The organism is Gordonia otitidis, assembly GCF_020735545.1.
Taxonomy (GTDB): Bacteria; Actinomycetota; Actinomycetes; order Mycobacteriales; family Mycobacteriaceae; genus Gordonia; species Gordonia otitidis.
Map to the genome: position 1 here is coordinate 4,827,841 of NZ_CP085974.1, position 21,154 is coordinate 4,848,994.

The following is a 21,154-nucleotide window of genomic DNA, read 5'->3' on the forward strand; positions in this document are numbered from 1 at the left end:
GAATGGAGGATGCTGGAGGCGGGCGGTTGCCGAGCGTGTCGCGTGTTGTTAACAGTACAACCGTACTGTTAACATGAGGTGGTGACCACGGCGGCCCCGTGGCCGCCCGTGAGGGCAGGTAGGCCTCGGCACCACCCGCCGACGCCACCGACAGCACTCGAACACTCGACGCAGCCCGTCGGGTGACGGTCGGAGTCGACGAGCGGCGTTCGTCGACGAGCCAGCCAAGCAGTCACGCGTGCGCACACGCGAGACGTCGAACGACGCCGACGCAGCCCGTCGGCACGAGGAGAGTGGATAAGTCGTGAGTATCAATTCCTTTGGCGCCCAAGGCACCCTCGAGGTGGGCGACAAGTCGTATGAGATCTACCGGCTGAGCGCTGTTGAGGGAACCCAGAAGCTCCCCTACGCACTCAAGGTCCTCGCCGAGAACCTGCTTCGCACCGAGGACGGCGCGAACGTCACGAAGGACCACATCACCGCGATCGCCAACTGGGATCCCTCGGCCGAGCCGAGCATCGAGATCCAGTTCACGCCCGCACGCGTCATCATGCAGGACTTCACCGGCGTGCCCTGCGTGGTCGACCTGACCACCATGCGCGACGCCGTCAAGGAACTCGGTGGCGATCCCGACAAGGTCAACCCGCTTGCGCCCGCCGAGATGGTTATCGACCACTCCGTCATCATCGAGGCGTTCGGCAACGCACAGGCCTTCGAGCGCAACGTCGAGATCGAGTACCAGCGCAACGAAGAGCGTTACAAGTTCCTTCGTTGGGGCCAGGGCGCATTCGACGACTTCCGCGTCGTGCCGCCGGGCACCGGGATCGTCCACCAGGTCAACATCGAGCACCTCGCACGCTCGGTCATGGTCCGACCGAACGCCGAGGGGACCGATGTCGCCTACCCCGACACCTGCATCGGCACCGACTCGCACACGACGATGCAGAACGGTCTCGGCGTGCTCGGTTGGGGCGTCGGCGGTATCGAGGCCGAGGCGGCAATGCTCGGGCAGCCCGTCTCGATGCTGATCCCCCGCGTCGTCGGCTTCAAGCTGACAGGTGCGACCAAGCCCGGCGTCACCGCGACCGACGTCGTGCTGACCATCACCGACATGCTGCGCAAGCACGGCGTCGTCGGCAAGTTCGTCGAGTTCTACGGCAACGGTGTCGCCGAGGTTCCGCTGGCCAACCGCGCAACGATCGGCAACATGAGCCCGGAGTTCGGCTCGACCTGCGCGATCTTCCCGATCGACAGCGAGACCATCAGCTATCTCAAGCTCACCGGCCGCCCCCAGGAGACCCTCGACCTCGTCGAGGCGTACGCCAAGGAACAGGGTATGTGGCTGGAGAAGGACGCCGAGGAGCCCGCGTACTCCGAGTACATGGAACTCGACCTGTCGACGGTCGTCCCCTCGATCGCCGGCCCGAAGCGTCCGCAGGACCGCATCGAGCTGTGGGACGCCAAGAACGCGTTCCGCAAGGACATCCACAACTACGTCGAAGAGGGCAGCACCCCCGCCTACAACGGTGTCGACGAGTCGAACGCCGAGAGCTTCCCGGCGTCGGATGCGCCCGCAATCGACCCGAACGGCGCGAAGCTGTCGTTCGCCGACGACGACTACGAGCCCGCCCACAACGCCAGCAAGGGCGCAGAGGGACGGCCTTCGAAGCCGGTCAAGATCTCCTCGCCCGAGCGCGGTGACATGATTCTCGACCACGGCATCGTCACCATCGCGTCGATTACCAGCTGCACCAACACCTCGAACCCGTCGGTCATGCTCGGCGCGGGCCTGCTCGCCAAGAAGGCGGTCGAGAAGGGTCTCACCCAGAAGCCGTGGGTCAAGACCTCGATGGCTCCCGGTTCGCAGGTCGTCACCGGCTATTACGAAAAGGCCGGTCTGTGGCCGTACCTCGAGAAGCTCGGCTTCTACCTGGTCGGTTACGGCTGCACCACCTGCATCGGCAACTCGGGCCCGCTGCCCGAGGAGATCTCGAAGGCGATCAACGACAACGATCTGACCGCCACCGCGGTGCTCTCGGGTAACCGCAACTTCGAGGGTCGTATCAACCCCGACGTGAAGATGAACTACCTCGCGTCACCGCCGCTGGTCATCGCCTACGCGCTCGCGGGCACGATGGACTTCGACTTCGAGAACGACCCGCTCGGCCAGGATCAGGACGGCAACGACGTGTTCCTGAAGGACATCTGGCCGTCGAACGAGGAGATCGCTCAGACCATCGCCAGCTCGATCAGCCCCGAGCAGTACGCGGCGGACTACGCCGACGTGTTCAAGGGTGACGAGCGGTGGCGGAGCCTGCCCACTCCCGAGGGCAAGACCTTCGACTGGGACGACGAGTCGACCTACGTGCGCAAGCCTCCGTACTTCGAGGGTATGAAGCTCGAGGCGGATCCGGTCTCCGACATCAAGGGTGCTCGTGTACTCGCCAAGCTCGGCGACTCGGTCACGACCGACCACATCTCCCCCGCGTCGACGATCAAGCCCGGCACCCCTGCCGCGCAGTACCTCGACGCACATGGTGTGGCCCGCAAGGACTACAACTCGCTGGGTGCACGTCGCGGCAACCACGAGGTGATGATCCGGTCGACCTTCGGCAACATCCGTCTCGCCAACCAGCTCGTCGATGTCACGGGTGGTTACACCCGCGACTTCACGCAGGAGGGTGCTCCGCAGTCATTCATCTACGACGCCGCGCAGAACTACGCGAAGCAGGGCACCCCGCTGGTCGTGCTCGGCGGCAAGGAGTACGGCACCGGCAGCTCGCGTGACTGGGCCGCCAAGGGCACCAGCCTGCTGGGCGTCAAGGCCGTCATCACCGAGAGCTTCGAGCGTATCCACCGCTCGAACCTCATCGGTATGGGTGTGATCCCGCTGCAGTTCCCTGACGGCGAGTCGCACAAGTCGCTGGGCCTCGACGGAACCGAGACCTTCGACATCACCGGCATCGAAGAACTGAACAACGGCACCACGCCGAAGACGGTTCACGTCACCGCCACCAAGGAGGACGGCTCGAAGATCGAGTTCGACGCCAAGGTGCGCATCGACACACCCGGTGAGGCCGACTACTACCGCAACGGCGGCATCCTGCAGTACGTGCTCCGCAACATGATCAAGAGCTGACAGGGCGAGCTCAGTGCCCAAGGTCAGTGATGACCGCCTTGCCGCGCGTCGTCGGGAGATTCTCGACGGCGCGCGGCATTGCTTCGCCGAGTACGGCTACGACGGAGCGACGGTCAAACGCATCGAGGAGTCCACAGGACTGTCTCGTGGCGCGATCTTTCACCATTTCCGCGACAAGGAAGCACTCTTCCTCGCACTCGCTCGCGAAGACGCCGAGCGCATGGCCGACGTGGCCGCGGAGCAGGGTCTCGTCCAGGTCATGCGCGACATGCTCGCTCGCCCACAGGATTTCGACTGGCTGGGTACGCGACTGGAGATCGCGCGCAAGCTGCGAACGGATCCGACGTTCCGGTCCGCGTGGCTCGAACGCTCCGCGGAGTTGGAGAAGGCCACCCTCGATCGGCTCGAGCGTGGTCGGGAGACCGGGCGGTTGCGTGACGACGTTCCCACCGACGTCCTGCTCGCCTACCTCGACCTCGTGCTCGACGGCTTGATCACCAGACTCGCCTCCGGTCGCCCGACTGACGACCTGCACGCCGTGCTGGACCTCGTCGAGGCGTCGGTACGGGCGCCGAGCAGTGTGGAGGGTTAGTCAGGTCCTCGTCGACGGCGGGTGTCTGTGATTCCACTCACCCCGAGCGATCGCTCGGTATAGGATCACACGGAGCCGTACATGCTGTTCGATCAGAGGAGAGCCCGTGTTCCCAGGTGTCATCGCCGCCACCACCCCCGACAAGCCTGCGATCATCGACGCGGCTCGGGGACTGAGCCTCACCTACCGGGAACTCGACGACAATTCCGCGCGTCTCGCCAACCACCTCGAGGCACTGGGTTTGCGTCCCGGTGACACGATCGCCATGGTGTCCCGCAACGACCTACACATGTTCGAGGTCTACTGGGCCGCGCTGCGCAGCGGGCTCTACGTCACGGCGGTCAATCATCATCTCACCGCTGACGAGACCGGCTACATCCTCACCGACAGCGCTGCACAGGTCGTGTTCGCCGACGCGACAGTGTCCGATGCGGTATCGCAGACCGGGCAGATCCCGGCTCTCGCCGTACCAGGACACCGGATCGCCTGGGGTGGCCGGATCGACGGTTTCGACGACTACGACGCCGTCCTCGCCGCTGCGCCCGATACCCCCCGCACCGACGAGCCCCGGGGTACCGACATGCTGTATTCGTCGGGAACCACGGGACGCCCCAAGGGAATTCGCACACCACTTCCTGTGGGGAACGTGGCAGAGGTTCCCGACGCCTACACAGCGATCTTCGGCCCGATGTACGGATTCGACTCCGACAGCGTCTATCTCTCCCCTGCTCCGCTGTATCACGCTGCGCCGCTGCGGTTCTGCGGCGTGACGAATTCGACGGGCGGCACCGTCGTCTTCATGGACCACTTCGACCCGATCGACGCCCTACAACTGATCGAGGAGTACCGCGTCACGCACAGCCAGTGGGTGCCGACGATGTTCATCCGGATGCTGAAGTTGCCGGAGGATGTCCGCACCGGCTACGACGTCTCGAGCCTGAAGGTCGCCATCCACGCTGCCGCGCCGTGCCCCGCCGAGGTGAAGCGCGCCATGATCGAGTGGTGGAGTCCGGTGATCTACGAGTACTACGCATCGACCGAGGCCGCAGGCGCCACCTTCATCGGTTCCGAGGATGCGCTGACCCATCCGGGCTCGGTCGGTCGAGCCGGCATGGGAGTCATCAGGATCTGCGACGAGACGGGCGCCGAGGTGCCGACCGGCGAAGTGGGATTGGTGTACTTCGAACGCGACACTCCGGCGTTCGAATACCACAATGATCCCGAGAAGACCGCGTCCGCCTATCACCCCGATCACCCCACCTGGGCCACCACCGGCGACATGGGCTACGTCGACGACGATGGTTTTCTCTACCTCACCGATCGCAAGGCGTTCATGATCATCTCCGGTGGCGTGAACATCTACCCGCAGGAAGCGGAGAACGTCATGATCAACCATCCGGCCGTCTACGACGTCGCGGTGATAGGCGTCCCCGACGACGATCTCGGCGAAGTGGCGAAGGCGTGCGTCCAACTCGCCCCCGAATACACACCGTCCGACGAACTCGCCGCCGAGTTGCTCGACTTCGTGCGGGAGTCCCTTGCCCCATACAAATCGCCCCGCACCGTCGACTTCGTCGACGAACTACCGCGCACACCGACAGGCAAGCTGGTGAAAGGCCAACTGCGCAAGGCGTACTGGCCGTCGACCGTCTGAATGACCGTCGATAACGCGCCGGTAACGGTTCTTCGCGCCTGTTAACGATCTTCTTCCCGATTCGGACAGAGACAGTATCGGGGGTCACACAGTGATCCGAATTGGGTCGGGGAGATCGAGAGCGCGCCATGCGCACCACCGAGTCACGCCGTCTTCGACGGCACCACACCGCACGTCTCGCCTGTTCGCGAGTTCGCCTGCAGCGCGGCATATTACGCGCAGCGTTCCTGCTGGGAGCCTTCGTTCTCACCATGGCTGCGGCAGTAGCCGGCACGGCACCCGCACATGCAGACGACCCTTCCGTCCCCGCAGGTTCCTCTGCCGCCTCCACAACGCCTGCGACGACTCCCCCGGCAACCACCACACCTCCGGGCACCACCGAACCGCCGACCACGACCCCACCGACGACCACACCGCCCACCACGACCCCACCGACGACCACACCGCCCACCACGACCCCACCGACCACGACACCGCCCACCACGACACCACCTGATGGCTCGCTCCCGGTCAGCACAGTGCACCTGAACGCGGTTCTCGAAGGCGCGCACGACACCGTGAACGGGGTCACGGTGCGGGTCACCTGGCCTGGCTCCTACACGGTCACCACACCGGCGACGCTGCAGACCTCTCACGGCGGGCTGAAGTTCACGGTCGTCAGTGTGCCGAAGGGGTTGCGACTGGTCAGTCCCGCGACGGACGGCGTGACGGTGCGGCGAGGACAGAGCGCCACCTATCTCATCCGTCTCGCAGTCGACGAGGGGTCGACCGGAGTGGTCCCCGGTCGCGATCCCGGCGCCCGCACTCCACTGGATTCGATCCCGTCGGGACCCGTCGACCGGCCGTGACCGCCGTGGACCGCTGCGCGTACGGCATGCGAATGATTTAGGGCTCGCACCGCGTCACTGCGATAACGCAACCACCGATGTAGTCGACATTCCGGGTGTCGGGGCCCGTCCACCCCATGAAAGGCTCAGTGACAATGTCCAAGCACATCACGCACTGCCACAACAGTTTTCGGCCCAGACGCCGAGTGATCACCGCGCTTGCGGCCGGGATTCTCGTGGGCGCCGTGGCGACACCCGCCGTCGGCGTGGCCGACACACCGCCGCCGCCGTCGATGTCGTCTCCATCGACGACGTCAGTAGACACGCCGACGACGGCGGTACCGACAACGACCACCACACCGCCGACGACCGACCCGTCACCCACCGTGCCGTCGGCGCCGAATCCGTCGTCCCCCAACCCGTCTACACCCGTGCAGGCCCCGACCTCGGTGAGTTCGAGTGTTCCGTCGACTCCACCGGAGTCGGGGAGCGCACATCTGTACGTCGCATCGTTCATTCCCTATGACGGCGGCATCACGCCGGTGCACAACGTGCGTATCCGCCTCACCAACACCCAGACCGGAGCGGTGACCCTCGCGACCGCGCCGACCGACCTCACTCTCAACGTCGGTACCTATCGATACGAGACGCTCGCGTGGCCGGACGGCCTGAAGCTCGTCTCCGGGAGCGGCAACGTCGAGGTGGGGTTGCTGGGCAACCACATCCAGATCTCGTTTGCGAGGGTCGACGACGGTGGTGATGGCACCACCGGAATACTCCAGCTGGTCAAGACCGACCGGATCACCGGAGCGAAGTTGCCCGGCGCGGGATTCGCCTTGTCCACGTGTTCGGGGCAGTCGCTGGGAACGGTGACGACCGGTGACGGTGGCGTTGTCAACCACGAGGTCGCACCCGGATGCTATCGGGCTCGTGAGATCACGGCACCGAAAGGCTATGTCGCCGAGGATCGTACATACACTGTCGATGTCTCGACCGACAAGTTGTCGACGGTGACCGTCTACAACACGCCGGTGGGACACGTCAGCGACCGTCATCCGGCCTCGCGCGTCCCGTTGTCGTCTGTTCCGTCGGGACCGGTGAGTCAGCCGTGAACGGGCCACGCATGCGCGCTTTGTTCTGCCTGGTGGCACTGGGCTTCGCGTTGGTGGTCGGCGGGTGTTCGACGAGCGACCGTGAGTCGGCGGCCACCGCTCCGTCGGCGCAGGCTGAACTGCCGGCGCCCGTCGCCGCCCGCACCGACGAGAAGTCCGCTCCGAAAAGCATTGCCGTAGGTGGTGATTCAGCAATTACCGAGGCAGTGGCAACCGACACGACCGGGGCGCTGCTGCCGCCGCAGGACGTACGCCGCCTCGGATGGTGGGTCGATTCCTCGCTGCCGGGATCCGGAAAGGGCACCATCGTGGTCACCGGCCACGTCAACGAGGCCGACCAGGGCACGGGATTCGCGGCGCGATTCGCGACGATGAAACCGGGCGAGACGGTCGCAGTGACCACTGCGTCCGGTCAGCAGATCAACTACCGTGTGACACGAATCCAGAACGCCGACAAAGAGACCGGGTTCCCCTCCGACGAACTGAACCGCGTCGACGGGCCCGAGACACTGGCCCTCGTCACGTGCGGCGGCCAGTTCGTCGGACCACCGCTGGGTTACAAGGACAACGTGATCGCCTGGGCAACCCGCGCCTGATCAACCGCGGATCAAGCGAGCTCGATCAGCTCCTGGTACTCCTCGCTCCAGTGGTCCTCGGTGCCGTCGGGCAACAGGATCACCCGCTGCGGATCGAGCGCGGCTGCGGCACCGGGGTCGTGGGTCACGAGAACCACGGCTCCGGTGTAGCTGCGCAGGGCGTCGAGGACCTGCTCACGCGAGATCGGGTCCAGGTTGTTGGTGGGCTCGTCGAGGAGAAGCACGTTGGCGGCCGACGAGACGAGTCCTGCGAGAGTGAGTCGCGTCTTCTCACCGCCCGACAGCGTTCCCGCGGGCTGATCGAGTTGAGGACCGGTGAACATGAACGCTCCGAGGAGTCCACGCAGATCCTGCTCGCCCGCGTCGGGCGCCGCGTGCCTGATGTTCTCCCACACGGTCGCCATGTCGTCGAGCGTGTCGTGTTCCTGGGCGAAGTACCCGATCTTGAGTCCGTAACCCGGTTCGAGCGTTCCGGTGTCTGGCGCCTCGACTCCCGCGAGAACCTTCAACAGCGTCGTCTTTCCCGCTCCGTTGAGGCCCAGCACCACCACGCGGCTGCCCTTGTCGATGGCGAGGTCGACCCCCGCGAAGATCTCCAACGAGCCGTAGGACTTGCTCAAACCCGAGGCCATCAGCGGGGTCTTGCCGCACGCCGCCGGTTCCGGGAACTTGATACGCGCGGTCTTGTCGGCCACCCGCTCGGCGTCGAGCGAATCGATCATCCGGTCGGCACGCTTGAGCATCTGCTGTGCCGCAGTCGCCTTCGTGGCCTTCGCGCCGAGTTTGGCGGCCTGCGCGCGCAGCGCCGACGCCTTCTTCTCGGCGTTGGCGCGCTCACGCTTGCGGCGCTGTTCGTCGGTCGCGCGGGCGTCGAGGTAGCGCTTCCACCCCATGTTGTAGATGTCGGCCTCCCCGCGCACCGCGTCGAGGAACCACACCTTGTTGACGACATCGGCGAGGAGATCGACGTCGTGGCTGATCACCACGAGTCCGCCTTCGTGGTTCTGCAGGAATCCGCGCAGCCAGGTGATCGAGTCGGCGTCGAGGTGGTTGGTCGGTTCGTCGAGGAGCAGCGTCGTATCGGATTTACCCGAGCCGTCGGACGCGGCGAAGAGGATGCGTGCGAGTTCGATGCGACGACGCTGTCCGCCGGACAATGTGCGCAGCGGTTGACCGAGAACGCGGTCTGGCAGGCCGAGGCTGCTGCAGATCCGTGCTGCCTCCGATTCGGCGACGTAGCCGCCGAGGTCGGAGAACCGCTCTTCGAGTCGGCCGTACTTGGCGACGGCCTTGTCGCGGACGGTGTCGTCGGCGGCCTCGGCCATGAGGGCCTGCTGCTTCTCCATCTGGTGCATGATCTCGTCGAGACCCCGCGCGGAGAGCACACGGTCACGCGCGACGACGTCGAGATCGCCCTCTTTGGGATCCTGCGGCAGATATCCGAGCTGACCCGTGCGCGTCACCGTGCCCGCGTACGGCTCCGTCTCGCCGGCGAGAATACGCAGTGAGGTGGTCTTTCCTGCGCCGTTACGTCCGACGAGTCCGATACGGTCGCCAGGTTGGATACGCATCGCGGAGCCGGGCGCCGACAACAGGGTCCGAGCGCCCGCTCGAACTTCCAGGTCGCTCGCGGTGATCACGACATACCAGTCTACTGTGCGGCAACCAGTGGTTTTTCCACCCCGCTGACCCACGCAGCCCCCACGTCGCTCGATACGGTGGCAAGGTGACCGAACGCACAGCTGACACTTCCGTTTCTCCGACCGATCTCAGCGGACGATCCGCCCTCGTCACGGGCGCGAGTCGCGGCATCGGCCTGGCCATCGCCACCGAACTCGCACGTCGGGGCGCAAGTGTGGTGATCACCGGCCGTAAACCCGACCCGCTGAGCGAGGCCGCCGAGTCGATTCGTGCCGCGGTCGACGGGGCAAAGGTCGACGTCTGCCCCGGAAACACCGGCGACGCCACCCACCGCGCCGACGCGGTGGCGGCCGCAGTCCGCCTCGGCGGCGGTATCGACATCCTGGTCAACAACACCGGCATCAACCCGACCTACGGACCGCTCGTCGACGCCGATCTCGATGCGGTGCGCAAGATCTTCGACACCAACGTGGTCGCCGCCCTCGGATTCGTGCAGGAGGCCTACCGCGCAGGGATGGCCGACTCCGGCGGTGCGGTGCTCAACATAGCCTCGGTCGCGGGCCTGCGATCAACGGGCGTGATCGCCGCCTACGGAGCGTCGAAGGCGGCACTGATCCGTCTCACCGCCGAACTGGCGTGGGAACTGGGTCCGAAACACATCCGCGTCAACGCCATCGCACCGGCCATCGTGAAGACGAAGTTCGCAGACGCGCTCATCGCCGGTGACAACGAAGCCCGCGCCGTTGCCGGCTATCCCCTCGGACGGCTCGGCAGCACGGAGGACATCGCACAGGCTGCGGCATTTCTGGTCGGCGAGAACGCATCCTGGATCACCGGCCAGACCCTGCAGGTCGACGGCGGACTGCTGGCCACCGGATCGATGTGAGTCCGTCGCGAACGGCGATCGTCGTCGGTGGCGGTCCCGCGGGACGAGGGCTCGCGCATCGCCTGCGTGAGCATGGGGTGAGCACCACTCTGGTCGATCCGCATCCCGACCGAATCTGGCAGGCCACGTATGCCGCGTGGACAGACGAGTTGCCGAACTGGCTGAGCACCAACGCATTCGGATCTCGGATGGACACCGTTGCAGTCCACGCTCGAACCCGCCACGAGATCGCCCGCGGCTACACGGTGCTCGACAATGCAGCCCTCGCAGCAGAACTGGATCTCGACGGGGTGGCGCTGGTGAGGTCGACCGCGACCTCGGTGTCGCCACGGGAGGTGGTCTGCACGGATGGCTCGGTGCTGCATGCCGAGCAGATCATCGACTGCCGCGGCGCTCTGCCACACGATGCGCCCTATCAGACGGCGTTCGGGATCGTCGTCGACGCCCGGGACGCGGAGCCGATTCTCGACGGCGCGGGCGCGCTGCTCATGGAGTGGACGGGCCCCCGACAACTCGGCGCAGCGGGCTCGCCACTTCCGTCGTTCCTCTATGCCGTACCTCTCGGCGACGGCACAGTACTGCTCGAGGAGACCTGTCTGGCCGGACATCCCGCGCTACCGCTCGCAGAGCTCCACCACCGGCTCCTGGTGAGACTGGGCGACAATCATCCGTCGGTGCTCCGCACTGAGTCGGTGAATTTTCCCCTCGTCGGCGCGTCGACGACGCCGTGGAAGGACCCCGTGTTCCGGTTCGGGGCCGCGGGCGGGCTGAAGAATCCGACGACGGGCTACAGCGTGGCCGCTTCATTGGCATGCGCGGATATCGTCGCGACCGCGGTCGCCGAGGGTGCCGACCCCGTGGCCGCACTGTGGCCGACGTCAGTGCGTTCGGTGCATGAGCTGCGGGTACGCGGACTGTCGGCGCTGCTCGGTCTCTCAGCCGAGGAGACCCTCGACTTCTTCGAGGCGTTTTTCACCATGCCGATCAGCGCCCAACGCAGCTACCTCAGCGGGCGAGACGACCTCGCCGGAACGTTGGAGGCGATGGGACGCGTGATCAGCAAGGTCGGTATGCGTACGCGACTGAAGGTCGGTCGCGGCGCGGTGGCCGGGCATGGATGGCCTGACGTCACCCTAGACTGATCCAGGTCAGCCCAGAGGCGCCGTCAGGTAATCCTGGATCGCGCGCCCGACGGTCCTCACCAGTGTCTGCGCGGTGACCTCGGTGGCCGACGGGAGAGCCAAGACCTTGCGGCACAAAGCCAATCCCAGGATCTGTGTGGCGACAAGGCCGGTGCGCACCACTGCCTCGCCCTCGTCCGGTACCACCGCCGCGACCATGGGCAACATGTGCTCCTCGACGATCTCCACAACACGATCACGCGCAACGGGATCGGTCATCGCACTTCGGAGCAGCACACTGAGCAGGTCCTGCGACTCGGCATCGTCCCAGATGCGCAGAAAGTGTTCGACGACCGCTGCGCCGCGTCGTTCCTCCGGTAGCGCGGCGAGGTCGGGGACGTCGACGTCCACCGTCGTCGCAGCGGTGAACAGGCCCCTCTTGTCGCCGAAGTAGCGCATGACCATCGAGGGGTCGATGTCGGCGTCCTGTGCGATTGCCCGCACAGTTGCACCGGCAAAACCACTGCGCGCGAAGTGTTCCCGTGCCGCGACCAGGATCGCGGCACGGGAGCGCTCCGCTCTCTCCTTCTTTGTCATACCGGCCACATGTTGCATACCGACGAGTCTAACGGGTTATGATCAACAGACGTTGGCCAACACGCGTTGACTGACTTGATCCACCGGAGTGCGCATCGCGCGCAGATCCTCACCCGATCAAGGAGAAGGACATGTTGCCCGAGAACATCGACGTACTGATCGTCGGCGGAGGCCCAACCGGACTCGTCGCCGCCACCGTCCTGACACGCGCAGGCCGGAACGTACTCACCCTCGACAAGCAGCCCGAGGGCCATAATGCCTCGCGAGCTGCGGCCATCCAGGCACGCACCATGGAGATCCTGCAGGAACTCGGTGTCGCCGACACACTCGTGGCCGAGGGTGTCGTGGTCCCGTACTTCACGTTCCGCAACCGCGAGAAGCTACTCAACGAACTGCGATTCGCCGACCTCGACACGAGGTATCCGCACGTCACCACCATTCAGCAGTGGCGAACCGAGCAGGTACTCACCGACAAACTGCACGATCTCGGCGGCCGGGTCACCCGCGGCTACACCGTCGTCGGGCTCGACGACACCGGCGAGGGCATCGACGTCGACGTCGACGGTCCCGATGGACGCGAGACAGTCCGGGCGCGATTCGTCGTCGGCGCCGACGGCACGCACTCGGTGGTCCGCGAATCGGCGGGCATCGATTTCGTGGGCGGCGACTATCCGCAGTCGTTCGTACTCGCCGATGCCGAGTTCAGCGATTGGCCGCTGCGTTTCGACGAGGTGCAGAACTTCTTCTCCCCCAACGGAATCGTTGTGAGCGGGCCACTGCCCGAAGGCCGACGAAGGGTCCTGTTCACATGGCCGGACGAGGTCGACGACGTCGACGTCGCTCTGGTTCAGGACGTCCTCGACACCCGCGGCCCGACCGGATCGAGGGTCACCCGCATTGCGTGGGGATCACAGTTCCGTGTCCACCACCGCATCGCCGAACGCTTCCGCAAAGGTGACATCTTCCTCGCGGGCGATGCCGCCCACGTGCACAGCCCGGCCGGCGGCCAGGGAATGAATCTCGGCATCCAGGACGCCTACGAGCTCGGCATGGTCCTGGCCGCGGCCCTGTCATCGACACCGACGGTGAACCTGGACACCTACGAACACCGTCGACGACCGATCGCGGCGTCCACCGTGCGGTTGACCAACATCATGACCTCCGCGTCGGTCGCCGAGAATCCGCTCGCCATGAAGCTGCGTGACCTCGCGATGAACGCGATCGGGCATCTGCCGCCCGCCCGCAAGCAGATGGCGCTGCACATGGCAGAGCTTGTGGCGTGATGACGTCGCCGTCGCTCACCGGAGTCCACCACCTCAAGTTTCCCGTCTCCGACCTCGAGCAGAGCATCGACTGGTACGCACGGGTTTTCGGTGCCGAACACATCGGGCGATTCGACCACCACGACTCGGCAGGGCAGCGCTACGCCGTGGTGATCTCGATACCGGGCGTGCATCAACTCGTCGAGTTGCGCCTGAATCCAAGTGCAGCGCAAGGAGTCTCGGACTTCGATCCGGTGACCTTCGGAGTCGCCGACGAGAAGACACTCCGGGAGTGGATCACGCATCTCGATCGGCAACAGGTGCCGCACACGCGCGCGATCACCGGCTACATCGGACAGGTCGTACGCCTGACGACACCGGACGGCATGACGATCCAGATCTATACAGATCCCAAGGGAGGATTCGAGTCGGCGACGTTCGACCGCTCGGTGGTGGTGGACCCGCCGAGGTGAACACGGAAGGCGTGAGACAGCACCGAAAGCCCACCACAGCACCGCTCAGCGTCGATCGGACCGCCTGAGCTCGCGCCACTCCTCGATAAGCCGGTCGATATCGACAGTGCGCGCGGTGACGACCGACGGAAGACCCGCGCGCGTGGTCAGATGAGCTTCTCGAACCCGACGGTTGAAGTCGGTGAGTATGTCACGGACCGCGGCTTCGTCGGCGACATCGACCAGAGAAGCGGGAAATCCCTGTGCCTCCTTGCGTAGCTGCAGAGAGGCGGGCAGCAGTGCCGTCGAATCGAGCCCCTCGTCGCGGATCTTGCGTTTGACCCACCAATCCGGATCGTTGGCGTCAGAGAGATCGAGCGGTTTCCCCATGCCCGGCAAGTCGTCGAACTCACCCCGCTCGGTGGCCTCGCGGATCATCTTCTCGACGCGGGTCTCGTATGTGGGCGGCTTCCATCGACGGACACGACGAAACCGTCGCTCTGGTTCGTCCATGTATCCAGGGTGCCACGTATTCGGGATGCCACGGCACGCGCTCGCCCCATCGCCGCTACCCGTCGTAGAGCACAGAGAGCCGGTGCTGTTCTGCCCAGCGTGCGAAGTAGCAGGGAGGATCGGTCGCCCGAGCCCTGCGCGCTGCGGGCTGGAAGGTCCGAGCAGTGGTCCGGGACCAGTCGACGCTGCGCGCAGAACAGTTGGCTGCGACCGGCGTGGAAAGGTCCGTGGAGACTTCGCCGACAGCGCATCGATTCGTTCGGCATTCGAGGGGCAGACAGCGTCTTCAGCGTTCAACCGAGTTCCGGACAACCGGGCCGGCCGATGTCCGACGAATCCGAGGTCGCCGCCGGCATCATGGTGGCCGACCTGGCGCGCGAGACCGAGGTTGAGCACCTCGTGTACAGCTCGTCGGAGATGATCCCGGTTTCCTCGCGTGCGGAGACGATTCCCGTTCCTGCTCAGCGTCGACGAGTGGCTGCCGACAGCAGACGCTGTGACAGGACGCGGATCACCGTGAATCCGAGCGGTGATGGTGCCTCCTCAGCTCAGAGCCGAGTATCCACCGGCTCGGATTCCAGTGCCAGGACGCCGAATACACACTCGTGGACCCGCCACAGCGGCGCGCCGTCGACATGCCGGGCGAGAGCTTCGCGACCGAGTTGGTACTCGCGCATCGCCATCGACCGCTTGTGCCGCAGGTCGCGAGATCTCAGCCGGTCAAGGTCATGGCGATACCCCGGGCCGTAGATGATGCGCAGGTACTCCTCGCCACGAACCTTCACACCGGGGAGCACGAGACGATTTTTCTTGTCGCGCACCATGTTCGCGAGAGGTTTGACCACCATGCCCTCCGCTCCGTCAGCCGTGACCCGTTCCCACCAGCGCGTGCCCGCGGCACACGACGACGGATCGGTCGTCGTGACAAGTCGTCGTGCCGTGGGCGCGAACAACGAGGGTTCGGAGCGCACGAGTCGGTCGGCGACGTCGAGGTGCCACAGGTGCGATTCGCATTCGAACGTCCGCGACACCGACTCGCCTCCGCCCGCTGCAAGCACCTCGAACGGCGCGATGCGCACGTCGTCGATGCCTGCGCCCGGTGTCACGTACCGCAGATATGCGGAACTGAAGGCGTCGATGTCCGCACGCTCGCTGTGCACCGAATCCCGAAGGTTGCCCACGTCGAGCCCCCGCGTGGCTGCGGTGTCGAGTTCACCGGCGTATGCGTCGAGTTCGACGGACGCCGCTGCGGCGAGATTTGCAAAGTTGTCGCGAATCAGCTGCTGCCCCTTGATATTCCACGGCAGCAATTCGGCATCGAGAATCACCCAGTCGCAGTCCAGCGCGTCGAACAGCTCGGACGCCCCGCTGCGTGCCCGCAGCAGTAACCCAGCGGTGGTCTCGTCGTCGAAGAACATGCGGCCGGTTCTGGTGTACAGCGCGCCGGGCCCGTCGATGCCGAAGCCCCGCTTGGCCGCGCGTGCGTCACGGGTGACGACCACCACCGCACGCGACCCCATGTGCTTCTCTTCGCAGAGCACCGTGTCGACGCCCGCCTGGGCGTAGTAGGCGAATGCGGCATCGGGGTCCTCGAGCAGGTCGGCACGCTGTGCGCCGACCGGACTCATCGTCGGCGGCAGATACCGGAGCCAGCGGGGATCGGCCGCGAAACGCGACATCACCTCGAGCGCCGACGCGGCGCGGTCGCCGCGCACGGTGACCGACGGACCGAACCGTGTCGAGATCAGCCGCTTGTCGCCTGCGACGACGTCGTCGAATCGCAGACGAGAGCGGACGCGTTCGTCGGCGTCCGAGTCGCCGTAGCCCATCGGTCGCTCCGACGGCCAGTACGTCTCGGCAGCCGCCACCCCGACCACGTCGTTCTCCGGGTAGCGCAGCGCAGTGAGCCGTCCACCGAACACACAACCGGTGTCCACGCAGAGCGTGTTGTTGACCCATTCGGGCAGCGGCACCGGGGTGTGGCCGTACACGACCCGTGCGTCACCGCGGTAATCGCGCGCCCAGTCCAGACGCACCGGGTAACCCCACCGATCGGTCTCACCGGTCGTCTCGCCGTACATGGCCAGACTCCGCACCCTGCCCGACGTGCGCCCGTGGTAACGCTGCGGCAACCCGGCGTGGGAGATCACCAGACGTCCGTCATCGAAGACATAGTGCGACACCAGGCCATCGATGAAATCCAGCACCTCGGCGACGAATTCGGGCGGCTCGGCGTCGAGTTGCTCGAGTGACTCGGCGAGTCCGTGCCGGGCCGCCTGCTCGGTGGTCGCCGACCTCGACCGCCGCTGACGCAGCGCGCGGAGCAACTTCTCTTCGTGATTGCCACGTACGCAGAACGCCTGCCCGTCGGCGGTCATCGACATGGCGATCCGCAGCACCTCCGGGGTGTCGGGGCCCCGGTCGACGAGATCACCGACGAAGATCACACGACGGCCGTCAGGATGAGCGTCGACGCCGAGGAAGTCGCCCGCCTGCGAGCGCCGCACAGTCCAGCCGAGTGCGGTGAGGAGCGCACACAGTTCTCGTGCGCAGCCGTGGACATCACCGATGATGTCGAACGGTCCGTGCTCGTCGGTGCGATCGTTGAAGAGCCGGGTACGCACGACCCTCGCCTCGTCGATCGCATCGACCCCGTCGAGCGTGTGGACGAATCGAAATCCCTCCTTGCGGAGGCTTTTTCCGTGCCGGTGCAATAGTCGGTGCTGGCGTCCGATCACACCTGGATCGATGTCGGGGCGGTTCTCCGCACGCCGCTCGAGATCGGGGAGCCCTACGTCGAGCACGATCGCCACGGCGAACACGTCCCGCTCCTTGGCGAGATCGAGCAGCACTTTTCTGTCCTCAGGCCGCACCGACGTCGCGTCGACGACGGTCAGTAGTCCACGGCGGAGTCGACGATCCGCGATGTCCAGCAGTGCACCGAACGCGTCACCTGTGGCGGACTGGTCTCTCGGGTCGTCGGCGACAAGGCCTCGGAACACATCCGACGAGAGCACCTCTGTCGGCGCGAAGTGCTTGTGCGCGAACGTCGACTTGCCTGCGCCCGACACCCCAACCAACACCACCAGGCACAACCTGGGCAGTTCGATGACCGTCATCGAGCACCTCCCACGTCGATTCGCCGGAATACCGCACTCTGCGTGGGGGTTCCGACGCCGTCGACGACCTGCCCGATCCCCGACAGGGTCACCTCGTACGAATAGTCGGCTGCCACCCGTCCACACCACGACTCGAACTCGTCGCGGGTGAATTCGAAGCGGTGGTCCGGATGACGAAAGCCGTTGTCGAGGCCGTAGACCGGGTTGTACTCGGCGTTCGGTGTGGTGACGATGACAGCACCGGGTTGCATCGTGTCGAAAACCGAGTCGACGGCAACCGGCAGCCGGCCGGGATCGATGTGCTCGATCACTTCCATCAGGACCACGACGTCGAATCCGCGGCAGCGCTCATCGGTGTAGAGCAGCGAGGACTGCCATAGTTCGATCCCCCGCCGACGCTCGAGTCGTCCTGCAGCCGTACGCAATTCGTCGGTGGAAACGTCGACGCCGGCGAGGCGCGTAACCGTGCTGTCGGCGGACAGCGCGTCGAGCAGGCGCCCCTCGCCGCAACCGACGTCGAGCATCGAACGCGCCTGCGTGCCGCGGATGATCTCGGCGACCGTCGCAATACGCTCATCGGCCAGCGTCCTTCGCGTATCGGGGCTTCGCCGGTCGGCTTCGACGGCGCGTGTCTCGTCCTCGGCACTCTCCGGAGCGACACGATCCGAGCCGAGCCGACTGAGCGCCTCCGTCGTCAGGCCGCCCAGGTGCTTCAGGTACCCACGCACGATCGCGTCCCGTCGGGGATGCTCCGCGAGCCAGCCGTCCCCGAGGCGGAGCAGTTTGTCGACCTCGTCGTCATCGACGAAATAGTGCTTGTCGCCCGCGAGGGCAGGCAGTGCGACGGCGATGTGTCGTAGGCTGTCGCGCACCGTGAATCGGCCGGACAACGTGAGGGTCGCGAAGTCGGAGTCACCCCAGTCTGCGGGCATCAGCGGCTCGGCACGCGCCGTCACCGACCAGCCGAGGGGCCCGAACACGTCCTCAGGCCTAAGCTCCGCCCGCACGGGAACTGCTGGAATCGACACCGTCATGTCCCACGCATGGTCGACGAGTTCCGCGCGGCTCGGACAGCGTCCTGCAATGGCGTCACCGAAAACCTTGCCCATCGCGACCACGAGGCGAGTCGACGCCGCGTACGGAATCGTGTTGACGTATCGGTCGACGTCGGTATGCGTGTCCACGCGGGCACCGCTGCCGTCGACGTGCAGGACGACGCGGCAGCGATCAGCCGCTGCGACGGGATAGAACACCGTCGCCTCCCCCTGTGTGGTGGCGAAGCGCTGCACCCGGTCGGGATGCTTGTGCAGCAGAAAGCCCAGATCCGTCGCGGGAGGTAGCGATCGGCCGCCATCAGCAGCGGTTCGTGCAATCTCGAGGGCTAGTAACACGCCTTCACCCTATTGGGCGGCACAAGCGAATTGTCAGACGGTGAAGCCCAGTGCGCGTAGCTGTTCGCGGCCGTCGTCGGTGATCTTGTCGGGACCCCACGGCGGCAACCACACCCAGTTGATCTCCAACTCGGTGCACAGTCCGCTGCCGATCAGCGCCGCACGCGACTGGTCCTCGATGACGTCGGTGAGCGGACACGCCGCTGACGTCAGTGTCATGTCGATCTTGGCCACCGCGTCGTCGGTGATCTCGATGCCGTAGACGAGACCGAGGTCGACGACGTTGATGCCGAGTTCGGGGTCGACCACGTCGCGCATCGCTTCCTCGACGTCGAAGATCTCCGGAAGCGACGTGCTGGGCTCGCTCATGGTGCTCGCGGGCTGGTCGGCCGGCTGGGTCTCACCTGCGTCAGTCTTGATTGCCTGGGTGTCAGTCGCCTGAACTTCATCGGCGGCGTCTGCAGCCGTCGCGGTCTGAGCTGTGGGCTGTTCGGTCATGAGGTCTCCACCTGTTCTGATTCGCGCTCTTCGATGGACTGGGCGAGTGCGTCCTTGAACGCCATCCAGCCCAACAGTGCACATTTCACACGCGCCGGGTACTTGCTCACGCCGGCGAACGCGATCCCGTCGCCGATGACGTCCTCGTCTCCTTCGTCGGAGCCACGGGAGGTCATCATCGCGTTGAACGAGGCGACCGTCTCCAATGCCTTGTCGACGCTGGCGCCCTCGAGCTGATCGAAGAGCACCGATGTGGACGCCTGCGAGATCGAGCACCCCTGGCCGTCATAGGAGATGTCGGCCACCGTGTTGCCGTCGTCCGACAGAGCCACACGCAAGGTGACCTCGTCGCCACACGTCGGGTTGACGTGATGGACTTCGGCCCCGAACGGTTCGCGGAGTCCGCGCCCGTGCGGATGCTTGTAGTGATCGAGGATCACATCCTGATACATCTGCTCCATGCGCATGTCAGACGACCCCGAAGAACTTCTGCGCCTTGACAATTGCCGCTGCCAGTGCGTCCACTTCGTCGAGCGTGTTGTAGACGGCGAACGACGCGCGCGCACTGGCCGCGACACCGAAGCGTCGATGCAGTGGCCACGCGCAGTGGTGTCCGACACGGATGGCGACGCCCTCGTCATCGAGGATCTGGCCGAGGTCGTGCGCATGGATTCCGTCGACCAGGAACGACACCGCACCGCCGCGGTTGTCGGTGGTCGTCGGCCCGACGACCCGCAGTCCCTGGATCTCGCCGAGTGCGCGCAGTGCGTGCTCGGTGAGTGAATGTTCATGCGCCGCAACGGCGTCCATGCCGATCGCGGCCAGGTAGTCGACGGCTGCTCCGAGTCCGACGACCTGGGATGTCATCGGTACGCCCGCTTCGAACCGCTGCGGCGGGTCGGCGTAGGTCGTGGCCTCCATGGTGACGGTCTCGATCATCGATCCGCCCGTGATGAACGGCGGCAGCGCCGCGAGCAGATCGGCCTTGCCGTAGAGCACACCGACCCCCGACGGACCGAGCATCTTGTGTCCGGAGAACGCGGCGAAGTCGACGTCGAGCGTACGGAAGTCGACGGGCATGTGCGGGACCGACTGGCAGGCGTCGAGGACGACAAGCGCGCCGACGGCACGTGCGCGGCGTACCAGCTCGTCGACATCGGCCACCGCGCCGGTCACGTTCGACTGGTGGGTGAATGCGACGATCTTGACGGTGTCGTCGAGTTCGAGCGAGTCCATGTCGATTCGCCCGTCGTCGGTGACGCCGTACCACTTCAGCGTCGCGCCGGTGCGTCGGCACAGCTCCTGCCATGGAACGAGATTCGCGTGGTGTTCGAGTTCGGTGATCACGACGGTGTCGCCCTCACCGAGTCTGCGGCCACCGAACAGTGGTGCGCTGCGGTCATCACCGAGCGTGTAGGTGACGAGGTTCAACGACTCGGTGGCGTTCTTGGTGAACACGATCTCGGGGGCGGTGACCCCGACGAACGACGCGATCTTCTCGCGGGCACCTTCGTAGTCGTCGGTCGCCTCCTCGGCGAGCTGGTGCGCACCACGATGCACGGCTGCGTTGTGGGTCGTCAGGAACTCACGCTCGGCGTCGAGCACCTGCACGGGACGCTGCGAGGTGGCACCGGAATCGAGGTAGACCAACGGCTTTCCGTCGCGCACCGTGCGCGTCAGAATCGGGAAATCGGCACGGATGGCGTCGACGTCGAGCGTCGGAGCCTGTGCGGCCACGGTCTCGGTCGACATGG

18 protein-coding genes are annotated in these 21,154 nt (G+C 65.6%); 10 read left to right on the forward strand and 8 right to left on the reverse strand.

The window, feature by feature from the left end; genetic code table 11:
* Positions 1–304: 304 nt before the first annotated feature.
* From LK459_RS21820 to LK459_RS21845, 6 genes are all read left to right on the forward strand, one after another.
* Positions 305–3,139 carry an aconitate hydratase gene (locus LK459_RS21820; protein WP_227920744.1) on the forward strand — a complete coding sequence of 945 codons (2,835 nt, stop codon included), beginning with the start codon at positions 305–307 and terminating at the stop codon, positions 3,137–3,139.
* A gap of 13 nt (positions 3,140–3,152) precedes the next feature.
* Positions 3,153–3,731, forward strand: a complete 579-nt coding sequence (locus LK459_RS21825) for a TetR/AcrR family transcriptional regulator (protein WP_007241136.1) — start codon at positions 3,153–3,155, stop codon at positions 3,729–3,731.
* A gap of 106 nt (positions 3,732–3,837) precedes the next feature.
* Positions 3,838–5,385: an acyl-CoA synthetase gene (locus tag LK459_RS21830; RefSeq protein ID WP_227920745.1), complete on the forward strand. Its 1,548-nt coding sequence runs from the start codon at positions 3,838–3,840 to the stop codon at positions 5,383–5,385.
* A 251-nt stretch (positions 5,386–5,636) separates the two neighbouring features.
* On the forward strand, positions 5,637–6,233 hold the full coding sequence (locus LK459_RS21835) for a hypothetical protein (RefSeq protein WP_227920747.1): 597 nt from the start codon (positions 5,637–5,639) through the stop codon (positions 6,231–6,233).
* A gap of 134 nt (positions 6,234–6,367) precedes the next feature.
* The gene (locus tag LK459_RS21840) at positions 6,368–7,324 is read left to right on the forward strand and encodes a prealbumin-like fold domain-containing protein (RefSeq protein ID WP_227920749.1); all 957 of its coding nucleotides are present in this window, start codon (positions 6,368–6,370) and stop codon (positions 7,322–7,324) included.
* Positions 7,325–7,335: 11 nt separating this feature from the next.
* Positions 7,336–7,920 carry a class F sortase gene (locus LK459_RS21845; protein WP_227920751.1) on the forward strand — a complete coding sequence of 195 codons (585 nt, stop codon included), beginning with the start codon at positions 7,336–7,338 and terminating at the stop codon, positions 7,918–7,920.
* A gap of 11 nt (positions 7,921–7,931) precedes the next feature.
* Here LK459_RS21845 and LK459_RS21850 read toward each other — a convergent pair whose 3' ends face one another.
* Positions 7,932–9,560 (reverse strand): ABC-F family ATP-binding cassette domain-containing protein, encoded by a 1,629-nt coding sequence (locus LK459_RS21850; RefSeq protein ID WP_227920752.1) that lies wholly within the window; start codon positions 9,558–9,560, stop codon positions 7,932–7,934.
* 86 nt (positions 9,561–9,646) lie between these two features.
* Here LK459_RS21850 and LK459_RS21855 point away from each other — a divergent pair, with 86 nt between their 5' ends.
* Positions 9,647–10,447 (forward strand): SDR family oxidoreductase, encoded by an 801-nt coding sequence (locus tag LK459_RS21855; protein WP_227920754.1) that lies wholly within the window; start codon positions 9,647–9,649, stop codon positions 10,445–10,447.
* Positions 10,444–11,589, forward strand: a complete 1,146-nt coding sequence (locus LK459_RS21860) for a lycopene cyclase family protein (RefSeq protein ID WP_227920756.1) — start codon at positions 10,444–10,446, stop codon at positions 11,587–11,589. Before LK459_RS21855 ends, LK459_RS21860 begins: the two co-directional genes overlap by 4 nt.
* Before the next feature lie 6 nt (positions 11,590–11,595).
* On the opposite strand, the gene LK459_RS21865 is transcribed toward LK459_RS21860, so the two are convergent.
* Positions 11,596–12,183: a TetR/AcrR family transcriptional regulator gene (locus LK459_RS21865; protein ID WP_227920757.1), complete on the reverse strand. Its 588-nt coding sequence runs from the start codon at positions 12,181–12,183 to the stop codon at positions 11,596–11,598.
* Positions 12,184–12,296: 113 nt separating this feature from the next.
* On the opposite strand from LK459_RS21865, the gene LK459_RS21870 reads away from it, so the two are divergent.
* Both LK459_RS21870 and LK459_RS21875 read left to right on the forward strand, forming a co-directional pair.
* The gene (locus tag LK459_RS21870; RefSeq protein WP_227920759.1) at positions 12,297–13,448 is read left to right on the forward strand and encodes an FAD-dependent monooxygenase; all 1,152 of its coding nucleotides are present in this window, start codon (positions 12,297–12,299) and stop codon (positions 13,446–13,448) included.
* Complete coding sequence (locus tag LK459_RS21875) at positions 13,448–13,900, forward strand: VOC family protein (protein WP_227920760.1); 453 nt, start codon at positions 13,448–13,450, stop codon at positions 13,898–13,900. The genes LK459_RS21870 and LK459_RS21875 overlap by 1 nt, the downstream gene beginning before the upstream one ends.
* 45 nt (positions 13,901–13,945) lie before the next feature.
* On the opposite strand, the gene LK459_RS21880 is transcribed toward LK459_RS21875, so the two are convergent.
* The 6 genes from LK459_RS21880 to LK459_RS21910 form a co-directional block, all read right to left on the reverse strand.
* Positions 13,946–14,392 (reverse strand): DnaJ family domain-containing protein, encoded by a 447-nt coding sequence (locus LK459_RS21880; protein ID WP_227920762.1) that lies wholly within the window; start codon positions 14,390–14,392, stop codon positions 13,946–13,948.
* A 548-nt stretch (positions 14,393–14,940) separates the two neighbouring features.
* A complete protein-coding gene (locus LK459_RS21890) occupies positions 14,941–17,511 on the reverse strand; it encodes a polynucleotide kinase-phosphatase (RefSeq protein ID WP_227920764.1) in 2,571 nt (856 codons plus the stop codon).
* Entirely contained in the window at positions 17,508–18,902 is a 1,395-nt protein-coding gene (locus LK459_RS21895; RefSeq protein WP_227920765.1) for a 3' terminal RNA ribose 2'-O-methyltransferase Hen1, read from the reverse strand. The genes LK459_RS21890 and LK459_RS21895 overlap by 4 nt, the downstream gene beginning before the upstream one ends.
* Positions 18,903–18,935: 33 nt before the next feature.
* On the reverse strand, positions 18,936–19,400 hold the full coding sequence (locus tag LK459_RS21900; protein WP_007241152.1) for a metal-sulfur cluster assembly factor: 465 nt from the start codon (positions 19,398–19,400) through the stop codon (positions 18,936–18,938).
* Complete coding sequence (gene sufU, locus LK459_RS21905) at positions 19,397–19,867, reverse strand: Fe-S cluster assembly sulfur transfer protein SufU (protein WP_227920766.1); 471 nt, start codon at positions 19,865–19,867, stop codon at positions 19,397–19,399. Before sufU ends, LK459_RS21900 begins: the two co-directional genes overlap by 4 nt.
* A gap of 1 nt (position 19,868) precedes the next feature.
* Positions 19,869–21,152 carry a cysteine desulfurase gene (locus LK459_RS21910; RefSeq protein ID WP_227920767.1) on the reverse strand — a complete coding sequence of 428 codons (1,284 nt, stop codon included), beginning with the start codon at positions 21,150–21,152 and terminating at the stop codon, positions 19,869–19,871.
* Between the last annotated feature and the right edge of the window lie 2 nt (positions 21,153–21,154).

Bases quoted from the DNA above. Each gene is read 5' to 3' on its own strand.
- LK459_RS21835 (WP_227920747.1), top strand. From the start codon at position 5,637: ATGGCTGCGGCAGTAGCCGGCACGGCACCCGCACATGCAGACGACCCT.
- LK459_RS21840 (WP_227920749.1), top strand. From the start codon at position 6,368: ATGTCCAAGCACATCACGCACTGCCACAACAGTTTTCGGCCCAGACGC.
- LK459_RS21845 (WP_227920751.1), top strand. From the start codon at position 7,336: ATGCGCGCTTTGTTCTGCCTGGTGGCACTGGGCTTCGCGTTGGTGGTC.
- LK459_RS21865 (WP_227920757.1), bottom strand. From the start codon at position 12,183: ATGCAACATGTGGCCGGTATGACAAAGAAGGAGAGAGCGGAGCGCTCC.
- LK459_RS21870 (WP_227920759.1), top strand. From the start codon at position 12,297: ATGTTGCCCGAGAACATCGACGTACTGATCGTCGGCGGAGGCCCAACC.
- LK459_RS21875 (WP_227920760.1), top strand. From the start codon at position 13,448: ATGACGTCGCCGTCGCTCACCGGAGTCCACCACCTCAAGTTTCCCGTC.
- LK459_RS21880 (WP_227920762.1), bottom strand. From the start codon at position 14,392: ATGGACGAACCAGAGCGACGGTTTCGTCGTGTCCGTCGATGGAAGCCG.
- LK459_RS21890 (WP_227920764.1), bottom strand. From the start codon at position 17,511: ATGACGGTCATCGAACTGCCCAGGTTGTGCCTGGTGGTGTTGGTTGGG.
- LK459_RS21900 (WP_007241152.1), bottom strand. From the start codon at position 19,400: ATGACCGAACAGCCCACAGCTCAGACCGCGACGGCTGCAGACGCCGCC.
- sufU (WP_227920766.1), bottom strand. From the start codon at position 19,867: ATGCGCATGGAGCAGATGTATCAGGATGTGATCCTCGATCACTACAAG.
- LK459_RS21910 (WP_227920767.1), bottom strand. From the start codon at position 21,152: ATGTCGACCGAGACCGTGGCCGCACAGGCTCCGACGCTCGACGTCGAC.